The organism is Marinobacter similis (genome assembly GCF_000830985.1).
Taxonomy (GTDB): Bacteria; Pseudomonadota; Gammaproteobacteria; order Pseudomonadales; family Oleiphilaceae; genus Marinobacter; species Marinobacter similis.
In genome coordinates this window covers 131952-156599 of sequence record NZ_CP007151.1, presented here as the reverse complement: position 1 = coordinate 156599, position 24648 = coordinate 131952, and the positions used below count along the sequence as shown (strand labels likewise).

At 58.0% G+C, this 24648-nt stretch carries 17 protein-coding genes, 2 tRNA genes and 6 pseudogenes; 4 read left to right on the top strand and 21 right to left on the bottom strand.

Annotation, left to right across the window (positions count from 1 at the left end):
* The first annotated feature begins 74 nt into the window (after positions 1-74).
* The gene (locus AU14_RS00730) at positions 75-1571 is read left to right on the top strand and encodes a M48 family metalloprotease (RefSeq protein ID WP_236744252.1); all 1497 of its coding nucleotides are present in this window, start codon (positions 75-77) and stop codon (positions 1569-1571) included.
* A 12-nt stretch (positions 1572-1583) separates the two neighbouring features.
* Here AU14_RS00730 and nadA read toward each other — a convergent pair.
* From nadA to aspS, 15 genes and pseudogenes are all read right to left on the bottom strand, one after another.
* A pseudogene (gene nadA / locus AU14_RS00725) lies at positions 1584-2644 on the bottom strand (quinolinate synthase NadA).
* Positions 2645-2834: 190 nt separating this feature from the next.
* Positions 2835-2910, bottom strand: a tRNA-Lys gene (locus AU14_RS00720).
* Positions 2911-2978: 68 nt separating this feature from the next.
* A tRNA-Lys gene (locus tag AU14_RS00715) sits at positions 2979-3054 on the bottom strand.
* A gap of 85 nt (positions 3055-3139) precedes the next feature.
* Positions 3140-3919 carry a tol-pal system protein YbgF gene (gene ybgF / locus AU14_RS00710; protein WP_041338197.1) on the bottom strand — a complete coding sequence of 260 codons (780 nt, stop codon included), beginning with the start codon at positions 3917-3919 and terminating at the stop codon, positions 3140-3142.
* 24 nt (positions 3920-3943) lie between these two features.
* Positions 3944-4513, bottom strand: coding sequence for a peptidoglycan-associated lipoprotein Pal (gene pal, locus AU14_RS00705; RefSeq protein ID WP_041338195.1), 570 nt, complete (start codon positions 4511-4513; stop codon positions 3944-3946).
* A 65-nt stretch (positions 4514-4578) separates the two neighbouring features.
* Positions 4579-5871: a Tol-Pal system beta propeller repeat protein TolB gene (gene tolB / locus AU14_RS00700; protein WP_041338193.1), complete on the bottom strand. Its 1293-nt coding sequence runs from the start codon at positions 5869-5871 to the stop codon at positions 4579-4581.
* A 36-nt stretch (positions 5872-5907) separates the two neighbouring features.
* Positions 5908-6889 (bottom strand): annotated as a pseudogene (gene tolA / locus AU14_RS00695) (cell envelope integrity protein TolA).
* Between the two features lie 85 nt (positions 6890-6974).
* On the bottom strand, positions 6975-7421 hold the full coding sequence (gene tolR, locus AU14_RS00690; RefSeq protein WP_041338191.1) for a protein TolR: 447 nt from the start codon (positions 7419-7421) through the stop codon (positions 6975-6977).
* A gap of 35 nt (positions 7422-7456) precedes the next feature.
* Positions 7457-8146, bottom strand: coding sequence for a protein TolQ (gene tolQ / locus AU14_RS00685; RefSeq protein WP_041338189.1), 690 nt, complete (start codon positions 8144-8146; stop codon positions 7457-7459).
* Between the two features lie 14 nt (positions 8147-8160).
* A complete protein-coding gene (gene ybgC / locus AU14_RS00680) occupies positions 8161-8598 on the bottom strand; it encodes a tol-pal system-associated acyl-CoA thioesterase (RefSeq protein ID WP_041338187.1) in 438 nt (145 codons plus the stop codon).
* Entirely contained in the window at positions 8591-9622 is a 1032-nt protein-coding gene (gene ruvB, locus AU14_RS00675; RefSeq protein ID WP_041338186.1) for a Holliday junction branch migration DNA helicase RuvB, read from the bottom strand. The genes ybgC and ruvB overlap by 8 nt, the downstream gene beginning before the upstream one ends.
* Before the next feature lie 152 nt (positions 9623-9774).
* A complete protein-coding gene (gene ruvA, locus AU14_RS00670; RefSeq protein WP_041338185.1) occupies positions 9775-10404 on the bottom strand; it encodes a Holliday junction branch migration protein RuvA in 630 nt (209 codons plus the stop codon).
* On the bottom strand, positions 10401-10961 hold the full coding sequence (gene ruvC / locus AU14_RS00665) for a crossover junction endodeoxyribonuclease RuvC (RefSeq protein ID WP_052471900.1): 561 nt from the start codon (positions 10959-10961) through the stop codon (positions 10401-10403). The genes ruvA and ruvC overlap by 4 nt, the downstream gene beginning before the upstream one ends.
* Positions 10962-10979: 18 nt before the next feature.
* Positions 10980-11723, bottom strand: coding sequence for a YebC/PmpR family DNA-binding transcriptional regulator (locus tag AU14_RS00660; RefSeq protein WP_041338183.1), 744 nt, complete (start codon positions 11721-11723; stop codon positions 10980-10982).
* A 57-nt stretch (positions 11724-11780) separates the two neighbouring features.
* Positions 11781-13580 carry an aspartate--tRNA ligase gene (gene aspS, locus AU14_RS00655; RefSeq protein ID WP_041338181.1) on the bottom strand — a complete coding sequence of 600 codons (1800 nt, stop codon included), beginning with the start codon at positions 13578-13580 and terminating at the stop codon, positions 11781-11783.
* 239 nt (positions 13581-13819) lie between these two features.
* Between aspS and fabR the strand changes: the two are divergent.
* Positions 13820-14448: pseudogene (gene fabR / locus AU14_RS00650) on the top strand (HTH-type transcriptional repressor FabR).
* A 139-nt stretch (positions 14449-14587) separates the two neighbouring features.
* Here the strand turns inward: fabR and AU14_RS00645 are convergent.
* The 6 genes and pseudogenes from AU14_RS00645 to guaB all read right to left on the bottom strand — a co-directional run bounded on the left by AU14_RS00645 (position 14588) and on the right by guaB (position 21060).
* On the bottom strand, positions 14588-15013 hold the full coding sequence (locus tag AU14_RS00645; protein WP_041338180.1) for an HIT domain-containing protein: 426 nt from the start codon (positions 15011-15013) through the stop codon (positions 14588-14590).
* A gap of 2 nt (positions 15014-15015) precedes the next feature.
* Entirely contained in the window at positions 15016-16359 is a 1344-nt protein-coding gene (locus AU14_RS00640) for a UDP-glucose dehydrogenase family protein (protein WP_041338178.1), read from the bottom strand.
* A gap of 66 nt (positions 16360-16425) precedes the next feature.
* Entirely contained in the window at positions 16426-17418 is a 993-nt protein-coding gene (gene galE, locus AU14_RS00635) for a UDP-glucose 4-epimerase GalE (protein WP_041338176.1), read from the bottom strand.
* A 4-nt stretch (positions 17419-17422) separates the two neighbouring features.
* The gene (gene tadA, locus AU14_RS00630) at positions 17423-17914 is read right to left on the bottom strand and encodes a tRNA adenosine(34) deaminase TadA (protein ID WP_041343416.1); all 492 of its coding nucleotides are present in this window, start codon (positions 17912-17914) and stop codon (positions 17423-17425) included.
* Positions 17915-17957: 43 nt separating this feature from the next.
* Positions 17958-19533: pseudogene (guaA, locus tag AU14_RS00625) on the bottom strand (glutamine-hydrolyzing GMP synthase).
* 64 nt (positions 19534-19597) lie between these two features.
* Positions 19598-21060: pseudogene (gene guaB, locus AU14_RS00620) on the bottom strand (IMP dehydrogenase).
* Positions 21061-21252: 192 nt separating this feature from the next.
* Here guaB and xseA point away from each other — a divergent pair.
* Positions 21253-22632, top strand: coding sequence for an exodeoxyribonuclease VII large subunit (gene xseA / locus AU14_RS00615; protein ID WP_041338175.1), 1380 nt, complete (start codon positions 21253-21255; stop codon positions 22630-22632).
* Positions 22633-22741: 109 nt separating this feature from the next.
* A pseudogene (locus tag AU14_RS00610) lies at positions 22742-24614 on the top strand (propionyl-CoA synthetase).
* Positions 24615-24648: the final 34 nt, after the last annotated feature.

The window sequence follows — 24648 nt, the reverse complement described above, 5'->3', positions numbered from 1 at the left end:
TATTGCACCACAATAGTTTTTAATCGAAAAGTCAGAACTTTTTACCGCAGGCTTCTGTCTCAATGACACACAGAATGGAAGGCAATACTCGCTACATGACCTCGCCCCGATCCAGGCTCCGTCCCAAGTCTGCCGCCAAAGCAGTGACTCTCGCTCTTGGCCTCTTTCTGGCTGCTTCGCCACTACAGGCCCAGGACACCGAGCTGCCAAACATCGGCGGCGCAGGAGGCGGACTGATTTCGGGCCAGCAGGAATCCGAGATTGGCGAACAGGTCATGGTATCGATTCGCCGCTCAGCGCCGCGCATCACCGATCCCCTGGTGTTTGACTACCTGACCGCGATTACTTATCAACTGGTGCCCTCTGCCCCACTCCAGGAGCGAGACCTGACGCTAGCGCTGATCGATAGCCCCGCAATCAACGCTTTTGCGGTGCCAGGCGGCATTGTCGGCGTGAACGGCGGCCTTTTTCTGAATGCTACCACTGAACAGCAGTTCGCCTCGGTACTCGCGCACGAGCTTGCCCACCTTAGCCAGAGACATTTTGCCCGGCGTCTGGAGCAGCAGGAAACCAGCGCGCCGCTGACCATCGCCGGCATGATCGCCGGCATCGTGCTGTCTGCGGTCACCCAGTCTGACCTGGGGATCGCCGCGATCGCTGGCACTCAGGCGCTTGCCGTTCAAAATATGCTGGCGTACAGCCGCGCCCATGAACAGGAAGCGGACCGGGTCGGCCTCGACATCCTGGCATCGGCGGGCATGGACCCCGATGGCATGCCCGAAATGTTCGAGATCATGATGCGCCAGAACCGACTGCAGGGGAATCGGCCGCCCGAATACCTGTCTACCCACCCACTAACCCAAAGCCGGGTCGCAGACACCCGAAACCGCGCTGAACAGTATCCAGAGCGAGCGGTCCGTGATAGCAAGGAATTTCACCTGGTCCGCAGCCGCTTGCAGGTTCGTTACGCTGCGTCAGCAGATATTGCAGTGGAAACCTTTAAAGCCTATCTGGACCGCGACGATACCGGTCGAAACGAGGCGGTCCGATACGGCCTGGCCGTCGCCTATCAGGAAAACAACCAGCCAGAAAAAGCGATCGCACTTCTGGAAGAACTGTTGAGGCAGAACCCCGGCCGGATCACCTTCCAGGTCACCTTGGCGGATGTTCTGACCGGCCAAAAGCGGGCACAGGAGGCTCGCACGCTGCTTGAGGACGCCTTGGCCCGAAACCCCGAGAATTATCCGATCATGCACTCGCTGGCCGAGGCCGAACTGGCCGACGGCAATGGCGCGGCCGCAGCAGAAATTCTGACTCAGCTCACGCGAATGCTTCCTGGGCAGGAAAACCTCTGGCTACGGTTGGCCGAGGCTGAGGGAATGGCGAGGAACATCGTTGGCGTGCACAGGGCCCGGGCAGAATACGATGCACTCATGGGCAATCTGGAGGCGGCTCAGCGCCAGTTACGCCAGGCTCAGGAGAAACTCCCGGCCGGCTCCCCGCAACGTCAGGTAGTCACTGAGCGCCTGGCGGAGATCACCAGGCGCCTGAACGTCCAGCGCCGAGGCTGAACCCCCTCGCCCTCAGGAGTTGCCCGCGGCTTTCAAGTTCATGTTGGCGGTAAAATCGAGCATCCGCCGCAACGGCTTAAGTGCGCGCTCCCGCAGAGCATCGTCCACCAGAACTTCCTGATCACCCTGCTCCAGAACGTGCAGAAGGTTCTCGAGGCCGTTCATGGCCATCCACGGGCAGTGGGCACAGCTGCGCAGGTGGCACCATTGCCCGCAGTGGGCGCCTCAAGAAGGGTCTTATTGGGCGCGAGCTGCTGCATCTTGTAGAAGATGCCATTGTCTGTTGCAACAATGAACTTTTCATTGGGAAGCGTCTGCACCGCGTGAATCAGCTGCGAGGTGGACCCCACCACATCAGCCATATCCACAACAGCACTCGGGGACTCCGGGTGCACCAGTACGGCGGCATCGGGATACAACGCCTTCAGGTCCTCCAGGCCACGATACTTGAACTCTTCGTGCACGATGCAGGACCCATCCCAGAGCAGCATATCAGCCCCAGTGGTCTTCTGGACGTAATGCCCAAGGTGTTTGTCAGGGGCCCACAGGATCTTCTCGCCCCGGGCATCCAGGTCTTCGACGATGGACTGGGCACAGCTGGACGTAACAACCCAATCGGCGCGCGCTTTGACTGCTGCGGAGGTGTTCGCATACACCACCACCGTCCTGTCCGGATGCTGGTCGCAGAAGTCGGCAAACTCATCGGCCGGGCAGCCCACGTCCAAAGAACAGGTGGCCTCGAGAGTAGGCATCAGCACCCGCTTCTCGGGATTGAGGATCTTCGCCGTCTCTCCCATGAAGCGCACACCGGCCACCACCACCGTAGACGCCGGGTGCTGGTTGCCAAAACGCGCCATTTCCAGGGAATCGGCAACGCAGCCTCCGGTCTCTTCCGCAAGGCGCTGGAGATCCGGATCGGTGTAGTAATGAGCCACCAGAACCGCATCTTCGGCCTTCAGGGCCGCCTTGATGCGAGCCTCAAGATCAGCCTTCTCGTCAGCACTCAGCGGTTTTGGCTCTGCCGCATGGGCAAGGTGTTCCTGAACAAGGATACGATCTTCAGCTCGAGTCATTACTGCGTCTCTGTGTTGCTATGTCTATGGAAGTATACCACTTTACACCCTTCAAATTCGGGTTCTGACACGGCGTGGTAACAGAACTCTGATCGGGATTTTAGCGCCCTCACTGAGTAGGTAGGAACTTATACGCAAAAAAAAGAGCCCGAAGGCTCTTTTTTCGCAAAAACTTTCGGGCTTCAGCATTTGGTGGGTCGTGAAGGATTCGAACCTTCGACCAATTGGTTAAAAGCCAACTGCTCTACCAACTGAGCTAACGACCCGGAACTGCCGGCCAGACGTCTTTCTCTGACCCATTCCCGAGCAACTCAGCCTGCTCGGAAATCTTGTTTGGTGGGTCGTGAAGGATTCGAACCTTCGACCAATTGGTTAAAAGCCAACTGCTCTACCAACTGAGCTAACGACCCAAACGAGGCGCATATAGTAATGATTTTTTGGCGCTGATCAACCCCTTTTTTTCAGGTTTCTCAACATTTTTCCCTCGACACCGGCTTAAGAACTACCGGAGTCCAAAAACTTCTTGGCCAGCTTGGCCGCACTGCTGTTCGGATAGTCCCTGACAACGGTATTCATCCGACGCTTCGCTTCCTCGGACTCACCCAGGCGATCCAGCGTGACACCCAGCTTGTAGACAGCGTCAGGAGCTTTACGGTGATCCGGATAGCGCGTGGCAACAATGGTGAACGCCTGTTTCGCTTGCTCAAGCTGAGGCTTTACCAGGTAAACCTCTCCCAGCCAGTAATAGGCGTTAACCGTGAGGTCTCCTTCCGGATACTTGTCGATGAACTCGTACAACTGGCTGATCGCCTGATCGTACTTTTTCTGATTTCGAATGAGGTCGACAATGTCCTGGTAGGCTTTGCGCTCCTCGGCACCGGGCTGGCGGTATTTTTTGGTCGCCATGCCCGAACCACTACCGGTATCCGCTCCAGCTCCAGCTGCAGCCGCATTTGCAGTCTCAGGCTGTGAGGAAACCTTCTCGGACAGGTCCAGAATACGTTGATCGAGATCGATGTAACGATCCCGGCCTTGCTCTTTCAGGCGGTCGATCTCATGCCTCTGCTCCTCGACCTCACCCTGCAGGCGACGAACTTCGCCCTGCAATTGCTGGATCATATAGAACAGTTCGGCTGTCGCCTGGCTGCTATTAGCTTTCCGCTGCGCTTCCGAACTGGTGTTCTGGAACGCGGGGGTAGACGATTGCGCCAGAGCCGCGCTCGCCTGCCCGAGGGCAAGCGATACGGCCACTGTCGCCATGAGTCTTGTTCTCATGGGCATTCCCGACTTCTGGTGTGTTTACTCGAACACGAGCTCCACACGACGATTCTGGGCCCAGTCGCTTTCTGAGGAACCCATGACCGCCGGCTTCTCTTCACCATAGCTTATGGTTTCCATCTGGCCGCGTGAAGCACCGTTGACGATCAGGAACCGCTGAACGGCATTCGCACGACGCTCGCCCAGTGCCAGGTTGTACTCCTTGGTACCACGCTCATCGGCATGGCCTTCGAGACGGACCTGCTGACCCGGGTTGTTGGCCAGGAACTGGGCGTGAGCCACCAGTACGTCACGTGCTTCCTGCTTGATCTCGGCGGTATCGAAATCAAAGTAGAATACGGTGATATCACGCAGTGCTTCCTGCTCGGCCTGCTGCTGGGCCGCCATGCGCTCTTCTTCGGTCATCGCTGAGGAAGACACACCACCCTGATCATCGCCACCGTACACAGTGGAACCGCCTTCCTGATCAATCGCGGCCACGTCGGACCCGTAAGCGCCGTCGTCCTGCGTTTCACCCGTGGAGCTACAGCCGGCAAACAGACCGGCGGACAGAAGGACTGCAAAAGCCTTGGATTGAGCTGACAACTTCATAACACTTTCCTTTCAGTTGGTGGACTTGCTTTCTGAATCAATTGACAGGCATAACCATCTGCCTGCTACCGCACCAGCGGCCCCCAGGCAGGTTCGCGGACATCACCTTCCGACGCCGGAAGACTGTACGCGGCACCGCCATCGGCTGAGATAACCGTAAGCACACTGTCTGCGCCCTGCTTGGTTGCATAAATCAGCATGCGGCCGTTCGGGGACACGCTTGGGGATTCGTCTGATTCAGTTCGGGTGAGAATCGTCTCCTCACCGGTTTTCAGGTTGGTCCGGGCAATATGGAACGCCCGATCCCTTTGATGCACGTAATAGACAAACTTACCGCTGTTGTCAGGCCGTGGCCGCGCGTTGTAACGGCTGCCAAAGGTGATCCGTCGGGGCGAGGCACGCTCGCTCTCCTTGTAATAAATCTGCGGACCACCGGAGCGATCAGAGGTAAAAAACAAACCATCGCCAGTGTGATCCCAGCTGGCTTCGGTATCGATCGCCCAGTGATTAGTGACCTTGGTCAGGTTTTTGGTGGCCAGGTCCATGCGATAAATTTCGGCATTGCCGTCTTTTGACAACGTCATTAGCAACGAGCGGCCATCCTCGGACCAGGCAGGTGCCGAATTCAGGCCCGGGAAATCCGCAGCCTTGGTGCGCTTCCCACTGGCTAGTTCGTGAATGAAAATCACGGGCTTGCCGGTTTCGAATGAGACATAGGCCAGCTTCTTGCCATCAGGTGACCAGGCCGGCGAGAGAATGGGTTCCTGGCTTTCCAGCCGGATCCGCGCCCGCTTGCCGTCAACATCGCTTACCTGCAGCCGGTAACGCGGCTTGCCATTGAACTTATCGAGAGTCACATAAGCCAGCTTGGTAGAAAATGCACCCGGCACCCCGGTGATCGCCTCGTAAACCTTATCACTGACGTGGTGGGCAAGAGAGCGCAGGTTGCTGGCTGGTGCAGCAGCGGTTTCACCCAGCAAACGCTCCTCCGTATTCACGTCGAACAGCTCATAGCGAGCCGAGACCCGGTCCCCTTTGCGAGTCAGCTCACCGACCAGCACATAACGCTGGCCAAGCAAACGCCAGTCCCGGAAAAACACCTCTTCCCGCTTAGATGGCAGACTGAGCATTTTTTCCGCCGGCAACGGGCTGAACTCGCCACTCATGGCGAGATCGCTTCGAACGACGGTACTGAGCTTGTCGCCGGCGGGGATGTTGCCGGATTCAGCAAATGGCACCACCGCAATCGGAACGGCGGCATCGGCACCCTCGGTGATACGAATCAACAACTCGGCACGCACCGTACCTGCTGCAACCAGCGCCAAGGTCAGCACTGTAACTAGCTTTCTTAACAACATGGTCCAAGCCCGCTGTGTCAAAGTGTGTTCCATTCCCTATTTCAACCGGCGAGGGTTGAACTCGATGGTGAACTGGCGAAAATACCGCTCGAATGTGTCCCGCTTATCCGGAATCGGATACCGACTGAGCGAGCGCACCGCGCTCAGCGCCGAATTATCAAAAGCGGTGTTGCCGCTGCTGCTCACCAGCTTAACTCCGGCCAATTCGCCCGTAGGCAACAAGGTAATCTGTAGGCGCGCCGTCATTTCCTCGGTGGCCGACGAAGGCGGATACCAGGCCTGACTGAGCCGCTCCCGGATCAGTGCCTGATACTTCTCACTTTCGGTCAGCATCTGCGCCTCGCGGGCTTGGCAGCTGCCGCTTGGGCCTGCCGCCGGGCCTCGGCTTGCTTGGCCTCGCTGGCTTCCTCAGCCAACGCTTCCAACTGCTGCTCCTTCAACCGACGTTCCGCTCCTGACGTTTACGCTCGGCTTCCTTTCGGGCCTCTTCTTCCCGCTTCTTTCGCTCGGCCTCTTCACGCTTGCGCTGCTCTTCTTTGCGCTTCCTTTCAGCTTCAGCTTCAGCCTCGGCCTTGCGCTGTTCTTCCTTACGCTTTTTTTCTGCCTCGGCTTTCTGGCGTTCGCGCTCTTTCGCCTCAGCTTCCGCTTTCTGACGAGCAGCCTCCTTGGCGTTCGCTGCTTCTTCGCGCTTACGCTGCTCAGCCAACTGACGCTTTCGTTCTTGCTCTTTCTCTTGCTCCTGAGCCTTACGTTCAGCCTCTTCTTTGGCCTCCTGTTCAGCCAGCTTCCGGGCCTCTTCCTTCCGCTTCTCCTCCGCCTCCCGCTTCTGCTCTTCCAGCCGTCGCTCTTCGTCACGGTCCGGCTGATCATCCAGGGTCTCTATCGGACTGGGCTCCGGCTGCTGCTGGGTGACCAATCGAGCGGAGATGCTGCGTGGCGGCGGCTCGTGCTCTGGACTACTCCAGGTCCAGCCCGCCAGCGCGACTCCCACGATGAGCAGGTGCAAGATCAGCGACAAGGCGACGGGTGACTTCCAGGGTGGAACACCCGTGCTGGTTACTTCACGCTCGTGACCTATCACAAAATACCTGCCTGCACCGGTGTCACTTGTCGTCCAGGGGTGATTCAGTGATCAAACCGATACTCCCGGCACCTGCACCCTGCAACTCTGCCATCAGCCGAACCACGGTTCCGTACTCCACGTGCTCGTCGCCGCGTACAAGGATTTCACTGCTGGCACGCTGTGAAAGAATTTTAGAGATCTGTTCGCGAACCTCAGTCAGAGACATGGGGTCACTGCCGCGATCCCCAACCTCAACGAAATAGGCGCCATTGGCATCTACCGACACCACGATCGACTCGACGTTTTTGTCAGCCTGAATCGGATCCGACGTCGTTTCTGGAAGGTCTACCTTTACGCCCTGAGTCAACATAGGCGCGGTTACCATGAAGATAACCAGCAGCACCAGCATCACGTCGATGTACGGCACCACGTTGATCTCTGACATCGGCTTTCGCCGATGCTGCGGCATCATGCCCATGCCTTTCATCGCGTTATCCTCCGACCATCACCGAACAAGCACATTTACGCGGCACTCTTTTCACTGTGGTGAACACGGCGATGCAGAATGCTCGAAAACTCCTCGGCAAAGGTTTCGTAGTTTTTGAGCAAGGCATCGGACATAGCCGAGAACCGGTTGTAGGCGATAACCGCCGGAATGGCTGCGAACAGACCCATGGCGGTAGCAATCAGGGCCTCTGAGATACCGGGAGCCACCGTGGCCAGGGTTGCCTGCTGCACCTGGGCCAGGCCCCGGAACGAGTTCATGATGCCCCATACAGTGCCAAACAGGCCGATGTAAGGACTGGTTGACCCCACCGTTGCCAGGAATGGCAGATGGGTTTCCAGACGTTCCTGCTCACGGGAGAAAGCTACCCTCATGGCACGTTGGGTGCCCTCCATAACGGCGTCTGCGTCGCGGCTTTGCTGACGAAGGCGGGAAAACTCTTTGAAGCCCGAGCGGAACACCGATTCCATGCCGGAGAACGGCGTGGGTTCGGCATTCACTTCGCGATAAAGTTGTCCCAGATCCATACCGGACCAGAAGCGCTCCTCGAAGGCCACCTGGGATTGCTTGGCCTTCCGAAACACCTGGAAACGCTGAAAGATCAGCGCCCAAGACACTACGGAAGCCAGCGCTAGCAGCAGCATGACAAGCTGCACCAGCACACCGGCATTGGACACGAGATACCAGACTGAAACTTCTGATTCCACCTTTTGCTCCTGGCTTATTCCGTTGTCTGAACGTTGCTTTCAAGCAACGCCTGCATATTCTCGGGTAATCGGCGTGGGCGGCCACTGTCCAGCGCCACACAGGCCACTCTCACATCGGCTTCACACAGCAATGCGCGATCTTCTGCGCGCAGCACCCGCTGCTTGAAGTTCATCCACACCCGGCCATAACCCTGAGGCTCTGCCGTGATCAGTAGCTGATCGTCCAGCCGTGCCGGCACCGCGTAATGTATCGCCATACGCTGTACAACATAGCTGATATTCTCTGCGAGGCCGGCCCGCAGCCCTACCCCGCAGCTGCGCACCCACTCGGTGCGGGCCCGCTCCATGTAATGCAGGTACTTGGCATGGAATACTATGCCACCGGCATCGGTATCCTCGATGTAGACACGAACCGGCAATTCAAACACTTCACCGCTAGACAGCTCAGCCAAAGAGATCCTCCTCTTTGCCCGATTTCGGTGGCACCACACCGAAGTGCTGATAGGCGTTGGACGTAACCATCCGCCCCCGCGGCGTGCGTACCATGTAGCCCTGCTGAATCAGGAAAGGCTCCAGGACATCTTCAATTGTGCCCCGTTCCTCACTGATTGCGGCAGCCAGACTTTCGACGCCGACCGGGCCGCCGTCGAATTTTTCAATCATCGCCAGCAACAGTCGACGGTCCATGTGATCGAACCCCCGACTGTCCACTTTCAGCATGTTCAACGCCTGGTCGGCGATATCAGAACTGATATGGCCATCGGACCGCACCTCGGCGAAATCCCGTACCCGGCGCAGCAGCCTGTTGGCAATTCGCGGCGTACCGCGGGACCGACGGGCAATTTCAAAGGCGCCGGCCTCATCAATGGCGACCGACGACAGCCTGGCCGAACGCATGATGATGTTGGTCAGGTCATCCGTGTTATAAAACTCGAGCCGCTGGACAATGCCAAAACGATCCCGCAGCGGCGACGTCAACAGGCCGGCTCGGGTCGTGGCGCCTACAAGAGTAAAAGGTGGCAGATCCAGCTTGATTGAACGGGCCGCAGGCCCCTCACCGATCATGATATCGAGCTGATAGTCTTCCATCGCCGGGTACAACACTTCTTCCACGGCTGCGCTCAGGCGATGGATCTCATCGATGAAAAGCACATCCCCTTCTTCCAGATTGGTCAGCATAGCGGCGAGGTCGCCAGCCTTCTCCAACACCGGTCCGGAGGTCGTCTTGATCGACACCCCCATTTCGTTGGCAATGATGTTGGCCAGGGTCGTCTTACCGAGACCCGGCGGACCGAATATCAATACGTGGTCAAGCGCTTCGTCGCGGCCTCGGGCGGCAGAGATGAAGATATCCATCTGCTCGCGCACTGCCGGCTGACCAACATACTCGGCCAGCAAGCTAGGACGGATCGCCCGATCCTGAACTTCTTCGTAATCACCGGCCCTGGCTGAAATCAGTCGGTCGGATTCGATCATGGCATCATCCGTTCATTGGGATTCAATATCGTGCCTTTAGCGCTTACCTTTAAGTTAACCAGTGGCACCAATTGTACAAACAGCTTGCGGGGTGTCACGTTACGCTCTCTACAGGTTTGGCTCTACATGGGCGACATATTACGGCATCGTCATCAGGCCGGAATCATATTACGCAGGGCGAGCCTGATCAGCGCCTCGCTGGTCATCCCATCTTCAGCGACCCTGGAAATCGCTTTAGCGGCCTCCTGGGGTTTGTAGCCCAGGGCAATCAATGCAGCCTCGGCCTCGTCCTTCGGGGCCGGCCCTCTTGCCTGCACAGCCGCACGAGGCTCGCCAGAGCCTGTCGCTTCTGGCGACGCTGGCACAAACTGACCTTCAAGTTGCCCTATCCTATCCGCCATTTCAATAAGCAGGCGTTCAGCGGTCTTCTTACCAACACCCGGCAGCTTGACCAGCGCATTAACATCTCGGTTCTCAACGCAACGAATAAACTGCTCCGCATCCAGCCCCGACAAAATGGCAACCGCGAGCTTTGGCCCCACGCCATTTACTTTGATCAGCAGACGAAATACATCTCGATCCAGGCGCGAAGCGAACCCATACAGGTGCTGAGCATCCTCCCGGACGGCAAAGTGGGTATGCAGAGTGACTTCCTGTCCGGTTTCGGGGAGGTGAAAAAACGAGGTGTAGGGGATGTCGACTTCATAGCCCAGGCCGGCACTTTCCACCAGCACCTGACCTGGCGCTTTTTCTATCAGTATTCCTCGGATACGACCAATCAAGGGCTCTCTCCTGTCGCTCCTGGGAGCAGTTTATTGTTGCCGCATTCGGCACTTCTGGCCTTGCCGCCGGCACCGGCGACGCGCAGTATGCTCTGGCTCATGTGGGCATGGCACAGAGCAATGGCAAGAGCGTCCGCCGCATCTTCCTGAGGCTTGCGCGAGAGCGCTAGTAGGGCCTGAACCATGTGCTGAACCTGGGACTTATCGGCACTACCCTTGCCCACAACCGCCTGCTTGACCTGGCGGGCAGAGTATTCATGGACAGGCAGGCCGCTATTGGCCGCACTGACAATGGCCGCACCACGGGCTTGGCCAAGTTTCAGCGCAGAATCCGGATTCCTCGCCATGAACACCTGTTCAATGGCAAATTCCTCGGGTCGGTACTCACCGATAAGCGTGGCGAGGCTATGGAAGATGGTTTGCAGACGCTGGGCCATTGGTTTCTCGCCCACCCGGATACAGCCGCTGTCGATGTACTCGATGCTGCGACCTTCCACCCGGATCAGACCAAAACCGGTAATTCTGGATCCCGGATCCACGCCCAGAATGATCGCCAAATCGATACTCCCGTTGCGTTACAGCGAATCCATGATGTCGCCGGAGATATCGGCGTTGTAGTAGACGTTCTGGACGTCGTCCAGATCTTCCAGCATATCGATCAGTTTCAGTACGGTTTCGGCTCCGTCTCGGTCCAATTCAACACGGGTGGCCGGCACCATGGTCACTTCGGCGTTGTCAGGCTTGAACCCCGAGGCCACCAGGGCGTCCTTAACATCCAGGAACTCCTCGGGCAGAGTGACGATCTCGAACGAGCCGTCCTCCTGGGCCTCCAGGTCTTCCGCTCCGGCTTCGAGGGCCGCCTCCAGGAGCGAGTCCTCAGCTACATCAGGGCCATAGCTGATTATGCCCTGTTTACTGAACAAATAGGCAACCGAACCGTCGGTACCCAGATTACCGCCCATCTTGTTGAAGGCGTGCCTGATTTCGGCAACGGTACGGTTCTTGTTATCGGTCATCGCCTCTACGAACACCGCGACACCACCGGGACCATAGCCCTCATAGGTGAGCTCTTCGTAGTTGCTGTCATCGCCACCACCAGCGCCTCGCTCTACGGCACGCTCAATGGTGTCTTTTTTCATATTGGCGGTAAGCGCCTTGTCGATGACTGCCCGCAATCGCGGGTTATCATCAGGGTTGCCACCGCCCTGGCGGGCGGCAACACTCAGCTCTCGGATGATCTTGGTGAAGATCTTGCCACGCTTGGCATCCTGGGCTGCTTTGCGGTGTTTGATGTTGGCCCATTTACTGTGACCAGCCATAAAACCACTCCATCCATCGTCTGGGCGCGCGATTGTCCGCACGCCCGGTCTTCGGATTTACTCGCTCTTTGCCTGCTCAGCGCCTTCGGCGGCCTTGGCAGACTTTCGGCGACGAATGTGCAGCTCTTTCAGCTGCTTATCGTCCACCTCACCGGGCGCCTGGGTCATCAGGCAGGTCGCGCTCTGGGTTTTCGGGAAAGCGATCACGTCGCGAATGGATGATGATCCAGTCATCAGCATGATCAGTCGATCCAGACCAAACGCCAGACCACCGTGCGGCGGGCAACCGTATTTCAGTGCGTCCAGCAGGAAGCCAAATTTCGCACGGGCTTCTTCTTCGCCAATGCCCAGGATGCGGAACACCGCTTCCTGCATCTGCTCGTTGTGGATACGGATCGAACCGCCACCAAGCTCGGTACCGTTCAGAACCATGTCATAGGCCCGGGAAAGCGCAGTGGCAGGATTCGCGGCCAGCTCTTCCACGCTGCAAGACGGCGCGGTGAACGGGTGGTGGATAGCGGTCAGGCTGCCGTCCGGCGTTTCCTCGAACATCGGGAAATCAACAACCCACAGCGGCGCCCAATCGCTGGTCAGAAGCTCAAGATCGTGACCAACCTTGATACGCAGTGCGCCCAGGGCCTCATTGACCACTGTGGTCTTGTCGGCACCGAAGAACACAATATCACCATCTTCTGCGCCTACACGCTCCATCATCGCCAGAGCAACGTCGTCGCCCAGGAACTTGATGATCGGCGATTGCAGACCTTCAACGCCCTTGTCCAGGTCGTTGACCTTGATGTAGGCCAGACCTTTAGCTCCATAGATACCAACGAACTTGGTGTACTCGTCGATCTGCTTACGGCTCAGGTCGCCGCCCTTGGGCACGCGCAGCGCCGCCACCCGACCCTTCGGATCCTTGGCAGGACCGGCAAACACCTTGAAGTCGACGCTTTCAACCAGGTCCGCAACATCAATCAGTTCCAGCGGGATACGCAGGTCCGGCTTGTCACTGCCGTAGCGCTGCATGGCTTCGGCGTGCGGCATGCGCGGGAAACTGGGCAACTCAACGTCCAGCACGTCCTTGAACAGCGAACGAATCATGTCTTCGTTCAGGCCCATCAGGATTTCTTCGTCGATGAACGAGGCCTCGATGTCCACCTGGGTGAACTCCGGCTGACGGTCTGCCCGCAGGTCTTCGTCACGGAAGCACTTGGCAATCTGGTAGTAGCGATCAACGCCGGACACCATCAGCAGCTGCTTGAACAGCTGGGGCGACTGCGGCAACGCAAAGAAAGAACCCTCGTGGGTACGGCTTGGCACCAGGTAGTCACGGGCACCTTCCGGGGTGGCACGGGTCAGGATAGGCGTTTCCACGTCCATAAAGCCGTTGCCGTCGAGATAGTTCCGGATGTAGCTGGTTACCCGCGAGCGGAAACGCAGGCGATTGATCATTTCCGGACGACGCAGGTCGACAAAGCGGTAACGCAAGCGCACATCCTCGCCCACATCAACATGCTCATCCAACGGGAACGGCGGCGTGGCGGCAGCGTTGAGGATGCTCAGCTCTTTACCCAGCAGCTCAACCTGGCCAGTCGGCATGCTGTTATTCTCGGTACCTGCAGGACGACGACGGACCCGGCCGGTTACCTTGATAACGAACTCGCTGCGCACTTTTTCCGCCAGCGCGAAACTCTCGGGCGTGTCTGGATCGACCACAACCTGGGACATACCGTCCCGATCCCGCAGATCGAGGAAGATGACACCCCCATGGTCACGGCGGCGATGTACCCATCCGCAGAGTGTGACTTCCTGATCGATGTGGGATTCGTTGATCCCACCGCAATAATGACTGCGCATACCGGTTCCCGTTATTTCTGATGTGTGCGTAATGTCTGGGCAAGTAAGCGGGCGTGGCTTAGCTTGCTGCTTAAATTTGGCCCGCAAAAATATCGTCGGGACCATACTGGAAAAGCCGCCCATTATAAACACAATGTCGCTGAAAATCAGGCGTCATTCGCGGCGTTCTCGGCAGGCGGATGACTCACCGCCGACAGACCGCTAGAATGCACTGTTCACGCAGTAGATGGAGCCCCACCTTGTCGTCCAGAGCCGAGCAGAAACTTCGTACCCGTCGCGCCCTCATGGACGCTGCCCTGGCACAACTGAGTGCCGACCGGGGCTTCGGCAGCCTGAGCCTGCGCGAGGTGGCTCGTGAAGCTGGCATCGCTCCCACTTCCTTCTACCGCCACTTCTCCGAACTGGACGAGCTCGGCCTTGCCCTGGTGGACGAAGGTGGCGTCGCCTTACGGCAGTTAATGCGCCAGGCCCGCAAGCGCATTGCCCGCGACGGTAGCGCCATTTCCACGTCGGTCGAGACGTTCATGGAATACCTCGCAACAACGCCAACCTGTTCCGGCTGATGCTGCGGGAGCGCACCGGGGTATCCAAACCCTTCCGCACCGCCATCAAGGCCGAAATCGACCATTTCGTCACTGAACTCGCTGACGACCTGCGCCGCTTTGCCGACGAACAGGGAAAACCACTGGCAGACGCCCGCCTGGTTGCCGAAGCCATGGTTACACTGGTTTTCAATCAGGGCGCAGAGGCGCTGGATGCCAATGCCAAGGAACGAGAAGAGCTGAAATTGAAGCTGAAGACCGAACTGCGGATGATTTTGCTGGGCTCGCAAAGCATTGCCCAAAGAGCAAAGTCACAAAAAAATTAAATTCGTTGGAACCTTTTTGAAAGCGGCTCCGTGGTTGGTAATGGAAGACGATACACCTTCCATTGTTGAGTCGTTACCTTTCCAGGTAGCCTTAAGCCCGCCCACGTTGGCGGGCTTTTTTTATGCCTACTTTTTACCGCTACCGAAGCCGCGCCAGAACCGGCTCAAGCTTCTCCTGAACCACCGCCAGGGCCTCTTGGCTATAGGGCACCGGAGGCTGAACACCCCAAACCGGGCCCGGCCAGGCCGGATCGTCCACAAACCGGACAATGTGATGCAGGTGAAGCTGGGGAACCATGTTACCCAGCGCCGCAACGTTCATTTTGTCGCCGGCGAACAACTCCATCATGCCGCGACTCAGCTCCGAGGACTCGTACACTAACCGCGCCTGCTGCTGATCGGAGAGCTCATAGATCTCCCGAATGCCAGCCACCGCTGGCACCAGCAGCAACCAGGGCCAGGTGCTGTCGTTCTTCAGGCGAATCTCACACAACTGGCTGCGCCCGAGACTGACGGTATCCGACGCCAGACGTTGATGGAGCTGAAAGTCCGTATCATCCGCCATAATCACACCGCACTGAACTGGTTTTGGCCCCGCCCGATGGCGTAGTAGGTCAGGCCATAACGATGCAGCATCTCAGGTTCATAAAGGTTGCGACCATCAAATACCGCCGGCTCTCTCAGAGTCGCCGCAATGGCCTCGAAATCCGGCGAACGGAACTCCTTCCACTCGGTGCAGATAACCAGGACATCCGCTCCTTTAAGAGCCTGCTCCTTGGTACCACACAGGGTCAAACCATCGTGGTCGCCGTAAATCCGTTGCGTTTCTTCCATGGCCTCGGGATCGAACGCCTGCACCACCGCACCAGCTTTCCAGAGATTTTCCATCAGGGTTCGTGAGGAGGCCTCACGCATGTCATCGGTGTTCGGCTTGAATGCCAGCCCCCACACCGCGACCACCTTGCCCTTCACATCACCCTGGAAATAATGGGATACCTTGTCGAACAGAACGTGCTTCTGAGCGTAATTCACTGCTTCCACGGCATTCAGCAGGCGAGACTCGTAATCGCAGTCACGGGCCGTGCGCGCCAGCGCCTGAACGTCCTTCGGAAAGCAGGAACCGCCGTAGCCGCAACCGGGATAGATGAAGTGATAGCCAATGCGCGGATCAGACCCGATACCCTGACGCACGGCTTCAATATCGGCACCCAATCGCTCCGCCAGGTTCGCCACTTCATTCATGAAGCTGATTTTGGTGGCAAGCATGGCGTTGGCGGCGTACTTGGTCAGCTCCGCTGAGCGCACGTCCATGAAAATCATGCGGTCATGGGAGCGGTTGAACGGGTAATAAACCTCACGCAGCATCTCGGCAGCCTTATCGCTGTCGGTACCGACGACAATCCGGTCCGGCTTCATGAAGTCGTTGATGGCAGCCCCTTCCTTAAGGAACTCAGGGTTCGAAACGACATCGAAATCAAGCTCAAGATTGCGGCGATCCAGCTCAGACCGAACCGCGGCGCGCACCTTATCGGCTGTCCCGACCGGCACCGTGGACTTGTCCACCACCACCTTGTAATCGTCCATGTACTGGCCGATGGATCGGGCCACCGCTGTCACGTACTGAAGGTCGGCAGAACCGTCCTCGTCGGGAGGCGTGCCAACCGCAATAAACTGGAGCACACCGTGCTTGACCGCAGCTTCCGCATTGGTGGTAAACGACAGACGCCCGGCGGCGACCGTGTGCTTGACGATGGACTCAAGACCTGGCTCAAAAATAGGGATCTGGCCGTTTTCCAGTTTTTCAATCTTGGCCTTATCGACGTCCATGCAAAGCACATTGTGGCCAACGTCCGCCAGGCACGCGCCTGTAACCAACCCAACGTAACCAGTTCCGAAAATCGTAATATTCATTCAATCAATCCTGCCATGGTGAGAGGCGTGGTGAGAGGCCTGGTGAGAGGTGGACAAACTCTGCCCTCACACTGTAGAGCTCTTTTTTTTCTGCCAGATAGCTTCCCACGCCAGCGCAGTGCTGACGATGGTATCGAGATTGTCAAAATCTGGGGTCCAGCCCAGAGTCGCCTTGATACGAGCGTTATCGGCCATCAAGGCAGCTGGATCACCGGCGCGGCGACCGACCTGTTCAACTGGAAAATCCACGCCAGATTGCGCCTTGACCACATCAATCACCTCATTAACGGTGAAGCCGCGGCCGTATCCGCAGTTAAGAACGCTGGATTCGCCACCCTGCGCCATATAGTCCAGCGCCATCACGTGGGCCTTGGCGAGATCTTCGACATGGATGTAATCACGGACGCAGGTACCGTCGCGAGTGTCGTAATCAGTTCCGAACACACTCATGCCATTGCGCTGACCCGTAACGCATTCGCAGGCCACCTTGATCAGGTGAGTGGCCTCAGGGGTCGCCTGCCCTAACTTACCGTCAGGATTGGCACCCGCCACGTTGAAATAGCGAAGAATTACATAGTTGAGATTGGAAGCGGCAGCCAGATCCATGATCATCCGCTCACTCATCATCTTCGAGGCACCGTAAGGATTAATCGGCGCTAGCGGCAGATCTTCCGTCAGCACGGCCTGCTCGGGCATGCCATACACCGCCGCGGTGGACGAGAACACCATGTAGGGCACCTCATACCGCTCAACCGCCTTGAGCAAATTCAGGGTGTTACGGGTGTTATTGCTGTAATACTTGAGCGGATTGGCGACCGATTCCGGGACCACAATGTGCGCGGCAAAGTGCAGCACCGCATCAAACTTATGCTGGGCAAATACATCGTCGATGGCGGCTTCGTCAGCCAGGTCCCCAACCACCAGCTCACCGGCTGTAACCGCCCAACGGTATCCGGTCGATAGGTTATCGAACACCACAATATCGTGGTCCGCCTGCGCCAACTGACGCACCACATGACTGCCAATATATCCGGCTCCGCCGGTAACCAGTACCTTCATGCTGCTATACACCTTTCCCTGAAGATTGTTTCCGAGCCTGCCGGCGCTCCTCGCGTCGGGCGCTGAAAAATTCGCTGATGATCAAGCTGCATCGCTGCTGCAGAACCCCCGCTACCGCCTCCACATTCCAATTCAGATGCGGCTCTTCCAACGTTCTTCTCGCCGACTCCACCGCACCGGCCTTGGGCTCGGTAGCGCCATAGACCAAACGGCTAACCCGGCTGTGCACGATAGCACCAACGCACATCGTACAAGGCTCAAGTGTTACGTAAAGAGTAGCTCCGGACAAACGATAGTTGCCAACACGAGCTGCGGCATCGCGCAGGGCTCGGATCTCGGCGTGGGCGGTGGGGTCACAGCCGGTGATCGGGGCGTTAAATCCAGCCCCGACCTCCCGGCCGTCAAGCACAACGATTGCGCCAACGGGCACCTCACCAACCGATGCAGCCTGGGCAGCGAGCTCAAGCGCCCGCGCCATCCAGGCCTCATCGGTCATCTCGGTCCTCTCGGTCCCCGCTGGCACAGGCATTTCTGCCCGCTTATTCCCATTCAATGGTTGCAGGTGGCTTGGACGAGACGTCGTAAGTCACCCGGGAAACGCCAGAGATTTCGTTGATAATGCGGTTGGAGACGGTCTCCAGCAAATCATACGGCAGGTGAGCCCAACGCGCGGTCATGAAGTCGATGGTTTCCACTGCACGCAAGGCCACGACGTACTCGTAGCGACGAGCATCACCGACAACCCCGACCGACTTGACCGGCAGGAACACGGCGAAGGCCTGACTGGTTTTGTGGTACAGGTCTGCCCGGTGCAATTCTTCCAGGAAGATGGCGTCGGCCCGGCGCAGAATATCGGCGTATTCCTTTTTCACTTCACCCAGGATACGAACCCCGAGACCTGGTCCCGGGAACGGGTGCCGGTAGACCATATCGTACGGCAGTCCAAGCTCCAGGCCGATGCGACGAACCTCGTCCTTGAACAGCTCGCGCAGGGGTTCAACCAGCTTCAGCTTCATGGTTTCAGGCAGACCACCAACGTTGTGGTGCGACTTGATAACATGGGCCTTGCCCGTTTTGGACGCCGCGGACTCGATGACATCCGGGTAGATGGTGCCCTGGGCCAGCCAGTTCACGTCCTTGATGGTGGTCGCTTCTTCATCGAACACGTCGATGAAGGTGTTGCCAATCACCTTGCGCTTCTGCTCGGGATCATCGACTCCCTTGAGCTTGGACAGGAACAAGTCTTCGGCATCCACCCGAATAACTTTCACGCCCATGTTGCTGGCGAACATATCCATGACCTGGTCGCCCTCGTGCAGGCGCAAAAGGCCGTTATCCACGAATACACAGGTCAGCTGTGTTCCGATGGCTTTGTGCAGCAGCGCCGCAGTCACCGAGGAGTCAACACCGCCGGACAGACCGAGCAAGACTTTATCGGTGCCGACCTGTTCGCGGATCTGGCGCACCGCGTCGTCCACAATCTTCGCCGGTGTCCAGAGCGCTTCACAGCCAGAAATATTGTGAACAAAATGCTCAAGAATGCGCTTACCCTGCAGGGTGTGGGTGACTTCCGGGTGGAACTGCACACCATAGAGGTTTCGCTCCAGGTCCTGCATCGCGGCAATCGGCGCACTCTCGGTTGAGCCAGCAGCTCGAAGCCTTCCGGCATCGCAACAACCTTGTCACCGTGACTCATCCAGACATCCAGCAGGGAGTCGCCGGTACCGGTCAGATGGTCGGTAATGTCCTGCAACAGCGGACCGGCGGCCCGAACTTTCACCTGGGCGTAGCCAAATTCCCGCTTTTCGGAGCTGGCTACCCGGCCGCCAAGCTGTTCTGCCATGGTCTGCATGCCGTAGCAGATACCCAGAACCGGAATGCCCCGCTCAAACAGACCTTCAGGCGCACGCGGCCCACCCAGTTGGGTCACCGATTCCGGCCGCCAGCCAGGATGATGCCCTTGGGATTGAAGTCATCCAGCTCTTCATCGGTAATATCGAACGCTTTGATTTCGCAGTAAACGCCAATCTCCCGCACGCGACGCGCAATCAACTGGGTGTACTGGGAACCGAAATCGAGAATCAGGATGCGGTGGTCGTGAATATTCTGGGCCATGAAGTCCTCGGGTCAGAAAAAGCAACGCGGCTCAAGGGTGAGCCGCGTTTGGATAAGGCAATGATCAACCGATACGGTAGTTGGGCGCTTCTTTGGTGATGGTCACATCGTGCACGTGACTCTCCCGCATACCAGCATTGGTGATGCGTACAAACTCGGGCTTGGTGCGCATCTCTTCCATGGTCGCACTACCGGTGTAACCCATGGAGCGCGCAGGCCGCCAACAAGCTGATGCACGATATTGCGCATCGGGCCTTTGCAGGCCACACGGCCTTCGATGCCTTCCGGAACCAGCTTCTCAATACCCTTGCTGGCGTCCTGGAAGTACCGGTCACTGGAGCCCTGCCCCATGGCACCGATGGAACCCATGCCGCGATACGCCTTATAACTACGGCCCTGGAACAACTCGACCTCGCCCGGTGCTTCATCGGTGCCCGCAAGCAGGCTGCCGATCATTACGCTGTGGGCGCCGGCTGCGATAGCTTTGGCAATATCACCCGAGAACCGGATGCCACCGTCAGCGATCAGCGGAACACCTCGGTCTTTCAGGGCTGCCGCCACATTGGAAACGGCCGAGATCTGGGGCACGCCAATACCAGCCACGATCCTGGTTGTACAGATGGAGCCGGGGCCGATACCCACCTTGACCGCATCCGCACCCGCGTCCGCCAAGGCAATCGCGGCCGCTGAAGTGGCAATATTGCCGCCAATTATCTGCACTTCCGGGAAGTTCTGTTTGGCCCAGCGAACCCGCTCAAGAACACCTCTCGAGTGCCCATGTGCGGTATCGATAACAATCACATCCACGCCGGCCTCTGCGAGGGCCGAAATACGGGCTTCGGTATCACCGCCGGTGCTCACCGCTGCGCCGGCACGCAGACGGCCTTGGTCGTCTTTGCACGCCAGCGGATAGTCCTTCGCCTTCTGGATATCCTTGACGGTAATCAGGCCGCGCAGTTCAAAGTTGTCATTAACAACCAACACCTTCTCGATGCGATGACGGTGAAGCAGCTCTTTAACGTCATCTAGGCTGGCACCCTCTTTCACCGTTACCAGCTTATCCTTGGGCGTCATGATGTCCCGAACCGGAGTGTCCATACGGCTTTCGAAACGAATGTCGCGACCGGTTACAATTCCGATCAGATCGTTACCATCAACCACTGGCAAACCGGAAATGCTATTTGCCGTTGTGATATCGACCAGCTCCCGCACAGTGGTATCCGGAGAAACGGTGATCGGATCCTTAACCACACCGCTCTCAAACTTCTTCACCTTGCGGACCGCAGCTGCCTGCTGTTCAACCGTCATATTCTTGTGCATGATGCCAATGCCGCCTTCCTGAGCCATGGCAATAGCCAGCTCGGCATCAGTTACTGTGTCCATAGCAGACGACAGCAGCGGAATATTGAGGGTAATCCCCTTGGTCAACTTCGTTTGCAGGCTGACTTCGTGAGGTAGAACTTCGGAATATCCGGGGACCAGCAAAACATCATCAAATGTGAGGGCTTCTTCGGCAATTCGCAGCATTGGGATCCGCCTTTTGATCGTGCTAAGTTGGGAGATTACCTGCTGTACTCGCGGCGGCACAGCAAAGCAAAATCCTTAATCGATCCATTATAAAGGGGCGTATCGAGACAGTAAACCGCACCTTTTTTAAGGTACGATTGCATCCTCTTGAATTCTGGCATTTTTTATCCTTCTGATTTTCGGCTATTGCGTATGGATGACTACCGATCACCCCGGACAACCCCCGCTTTTCAGGACACCAGGCCGCAAGCTCTGAGTGTCAGCGAACTGAATCACCAGGCCCGACACCTTCTGGAATCCAGCTTTATGCAGGTGTGGGTGGAAGGCGAAATCTCTGGCCTGTCCCGACCCTCTTCGGGCCACTGGTACTTTTCCCTGAAAGATCGCAAATGCCAGGTTCGCTGCGCGATGTTCCGGGGTTTCAACCAGCGCATTCGTGAAATACCGAAGGAAGGCGACCAGATCCGGATTCGCGGCAAGGTCACCCTGTACGAGAACCGCGGTGATTTTCAGATCATTGTCGAGCATTTGGAACCCGCGGGACTGGGCGAACTGCAGCAGGCCTACGAAGAACTGAAGCGCAAATTGCAGGGCGAGGGCCTGTTCGACGCTGCCAGAAAGAAACCGCTTCCACCCACACCCAGGCACATCGGCTTTGTCACCTCGCCGACCGGTGCCGCCATCCACGACATCCTGACGGTACTGGCCCGCCGCTGTCCCGCCATACCGGTTACACTCTACCCGACTGTGGTTCAGGGCAAAGCCGCAACCGGCGACATCGTTCAGGCAATAGAGCGCGCACAAAGCCACGGCGTGGCCGATGTTCTGATCATTGGTCGGGGCGGCGGCTCCCTTGAGGACCTCTGGTGCTTCAACGAAGAGGTGGTGGCGCGCGCCATTGCCAACTGCTCGATCCCCACGGTCAGTGCAGTCGGCCATGAAGTAGACGTCACCATCGCCGACTTTGTTGCTGACCTGCGGGCGCCAACGCCATCTGCAGCGGCCGAAAAGGTCTCTCCGGACCAGCGGGACTGGCTCCGACAGCTCAACGAACGCGAGCTCCGACTGGCGAACGCCGCCCGGCGCGCTCTGAAGCGATTCGGAACCGAACTTGAGCATCTGGGCGCGCGACTCAGAGACCCGCGCCGCGACCTACTCGAAAAAGCCCAAAGAATGGATGATCTGGATCTGCGCCTGATGCAGGCTATCAGTCAGCGGCTCGGGGGCCTGACCGTGCGCAGTGAAAACCTGGGTCAACGGCTGATGACGCAATCACCGGGTCGCCGACTTGCAGATAGTCAGAATGCCCTGGCGCGCGTTTCGGAAAAATTGACCTCAGCCATCCAGATTCAATTGAAGCAGCGCCAGGATCAATTTGAGCACGTCGCCCAAACACTCAACGTGGTCAGCCCACTGGCCACCCTGGGGCGCGGTTACGCCATCGTTCGCGATGCCGACGGCAACATTGTACGCGACGCCTCGGGCCTTGCCCCCGGCGACCGAATCAACGCCCGAACAGCTCGGGGCGAGATCGCCGCCGATGTCACCAGCGTAGAGCTGCCAGCGGAATAACCATCGGAGATCGCGACTAAGCCAATGGTCTACTAGTCCATGATTTCAAACGGCCTAGAGTTGTTACGTCAGTCAATAAAACAACAATAGGCCCAGTGAGGTGGAACGCATGGACTACCACTCAGAGTTTCGCCGGTCGATTCACCGGCGGGAAGACTTCTGGCGCGAGCAGGCGGCACAGATAGAATGGATCCAGCCCCCCGGGACCATCTGGACACCCACTGACAACGGCCATGGCCAGTGGTTCCCTGATGGCGCCCTGAACAGCTCCGATGTTGCCCTGGACGCCAACATCCGGGCCGGACGTGGCGACCAGACCGCGCTCATCTACGATTCTCCGGTCACCAACACCCAGCAAGCATTCTCCTACAACGAACTGACCGATGCAGTGGCCAGGTTTGCCGGCGTGCTCAAGAACCAGGGCATCGAGAAAGGCGATCGGGTGATCATCTACATGCCGATGATTCCCGAAGCGTGATCGCCATGCTCGGGTGCGCCCGCATCGGCGCGGTTCATTGCGTTGTTTTTGGTGGTTTTGCCGCCCATGAGCTGGCGGTAAGGATTGACGACGCCGAACCCAAGGCGGTCATCACCGCCTCCTGCGGCATCGAAATCAATCGGGTGATCGAGTACAAGCCCCTGGTCGACAAGGCCATTGAGCAGGCGGCTCATAAGCCTGAACACTGCATCGTGTACCAGCGACCTGAGGTAAAAGCGCAGCTGCAGTCCGGGCGGGACTGGGACTGGAGTCAGCTCATGGCCAAAGCCCAGCCAGAGCAGCCGGTGCCGGTGAAATCCACCGATCCGCTGTACATCCTTTACACCTCAGGCACTACCGGTAAGCCAAAGGGCGTGGTCAGGGACAATGGCGGCCACGCAGTCGCCCTGAGCTACAGCATGAAGCTGGTTTACGATGCCAATCCGGGCGACGTTTACTGGGCTGCCTCAGATGTAGGCTGGGTGGTGGGCCACAGCTACATTGTCTACGGCCCTCTGTTCGCAGGCTGCACCACCATTCTCTATGAAGGCAAACCGGTAAAAACCCCGGATGCTGGTGCGTTCTGGCGGGTGGTTCAAGAGCATCAGGTGAACTTGCTGTTCACCGCGCCGACCGCGTTCCGGGCTGTGCGCAAGGAAGACCCCGAGGCCGACCATCTCGGCCAGTACGATATCAGCTCATTGAAGCGCATCTTCCTGGCTGGCGAACGGCTGGACCCGCTACCTATGACTGGCTCCGCGAGCACACCAACCTGCCCATTCTTGATCACTGGTGGCAAACCGAAACCGGCTGGGCAATCTGCTGCAATCCGGTGGGCATCGAAATGATGCTCACCAAACCGGGCTCGGCGACCGTACCCTCACCAGGCTTCGATGTGCAGGTTGTCGACCCGAGCGGCCAGCAAATGCCCGCAGGCGAACAGGGCCAGATAGCGGTCAAACTACCCCTACCGCCAGGCTGCCTGCTAACCGTCTGGGGTGACGACGAGCGATTCCACAAGAGCTATCTGGCGCCTATTCCCGGCTTTTACAGCTCCGGCGACGGTGGCTTTGTAGACGAAGACGGCTATGTCTTTATCATGGGCCGCACCGATGATGTCATCAACGTCGCAGGCCACCGGCTGTCAACGGGCGAAATGGAAGAGGTGGTTGCCTCGCATCCCGCTATTGCCGAATGCTGCGTCGTTGGCGCCCATGACGACATGAGAGGCCAGGTACCGGTCGGGCTGGTACTGATCAAAGACGGTGCAACCATTGAGCACGACGAGCTTGAGGACGAGCTGATCGAGATGGTTCGGGACAAGATCGGTGCCATTGCCTGCTTCCGCCGGGCCATGGTGGTTGAGCGGCTGCCCAAGACCCGGTCTGGCAAGATACTGCGCCGGGTTATCCGACAGATTGCCGACGGCGAAGAGTACACGGTGCCAAGCACGATTGACGACCCCGCCATTCTGGAGGAGATCAGCACGCAGTTCCGACGCTGACCCTGCACCAGAAAGAAGACCTCCGGGCCTTACG

What these genes read in the sequence shown, in the direction of transcription:
- ybgF (WP_041338197.1), bottom strand. Translation starts at nt 3,919, where the DNA reads ATGAGAACAAGACTCATGGCGACAGTGGCCGTATCGCTTGCCCTCGGG.
- AU14_RS00640 (WP_041338178.1), bottom strand. Translation starts at nt 16,359, where the DNA reads ATGAATATTACGATTTTCGGAACTGGTTACGTTGGGTTGGTTACAGGC.
- galE (WP_041338176.1), bottom strand. Translation starts at nt 17,418, where the DNA reads ATGAAGGTACTGGTTACCGGCGGAGCCGGATATATTGGCAGTCATGTG.
- AU14_RS00660 (WP_041338183.1), bottom strand. Translation starts at nt 11,723, where the DNA reads ATGGCTGGTCACAGTAAATGGGCCAACATCAAACACCGCAAAGCAGCC.
- pal (WP_041338195.1), bottom strand. Translation starts at nt 4,513, where the DNA reads ATGAAGTTGTCAGCTCAATCCAAGGCTTTTGCAGTCCTTCTGTCCGCC.
- tolR (WP_041338191.1), bottom strand. Translation starts at nt 7,421, where the DNA reads ATGAAAGGCATGGGCATGATGCCGCAGCATCGGCGAAAGCCGATGTCA.
- aspS (WP_041338181.1), bottom strand. Translation starts at nt 13,580, where the DNA reads ATGCGCAGTCATTATTGCGGTGGGATCAACGAATCCCACATCGATCAG.
- AU14_RS00645 (WP_041338180.1), bottom strand. Translation starts at nt 15,013, where the DNA reads ATGGCGGATGATACGGACTTTCAGCTCCATCAACGTCTGGCGTCGGAT.
- ruvB (WP_041338186.1), bottom strand. Translation starts at nt 9,622, where the DNA reads ATGATCGAATCCGACCGACTGATTTCAGCCAGGGCCGGTGATTACGAA.
- tadA (WP_041343416.1), bottom strand. Translation starts at nt 17,914, where the DNA reads ATGACCGATGAGGCCTGGATGGCGCGGGCGCTTGAGCTCGCTGCCCAG.
- xseA (WP_041338175.1), top strand. Translation starts at nt 21,253, where the DNA reads ATGGATGACTACCGATCACCCCGGACAACCCCCGCTTTTCAGGACACC.
- tolB (WP_041338193.1), bottom strand. Translation starts at nt 5,871, where the DNA reads ATGTTGTTAAGAAAGCTAGTTACAGTGCTGACCTTGGCGCTGGTTGCA.
- AU14_RS00730 (WP_236744252.1), top strand. Translation starts at nt 75, where the DNA reads ATGGAAGGCAATACTCGCTACATGACCTCGCCCCGATCCAGGCTCCGT.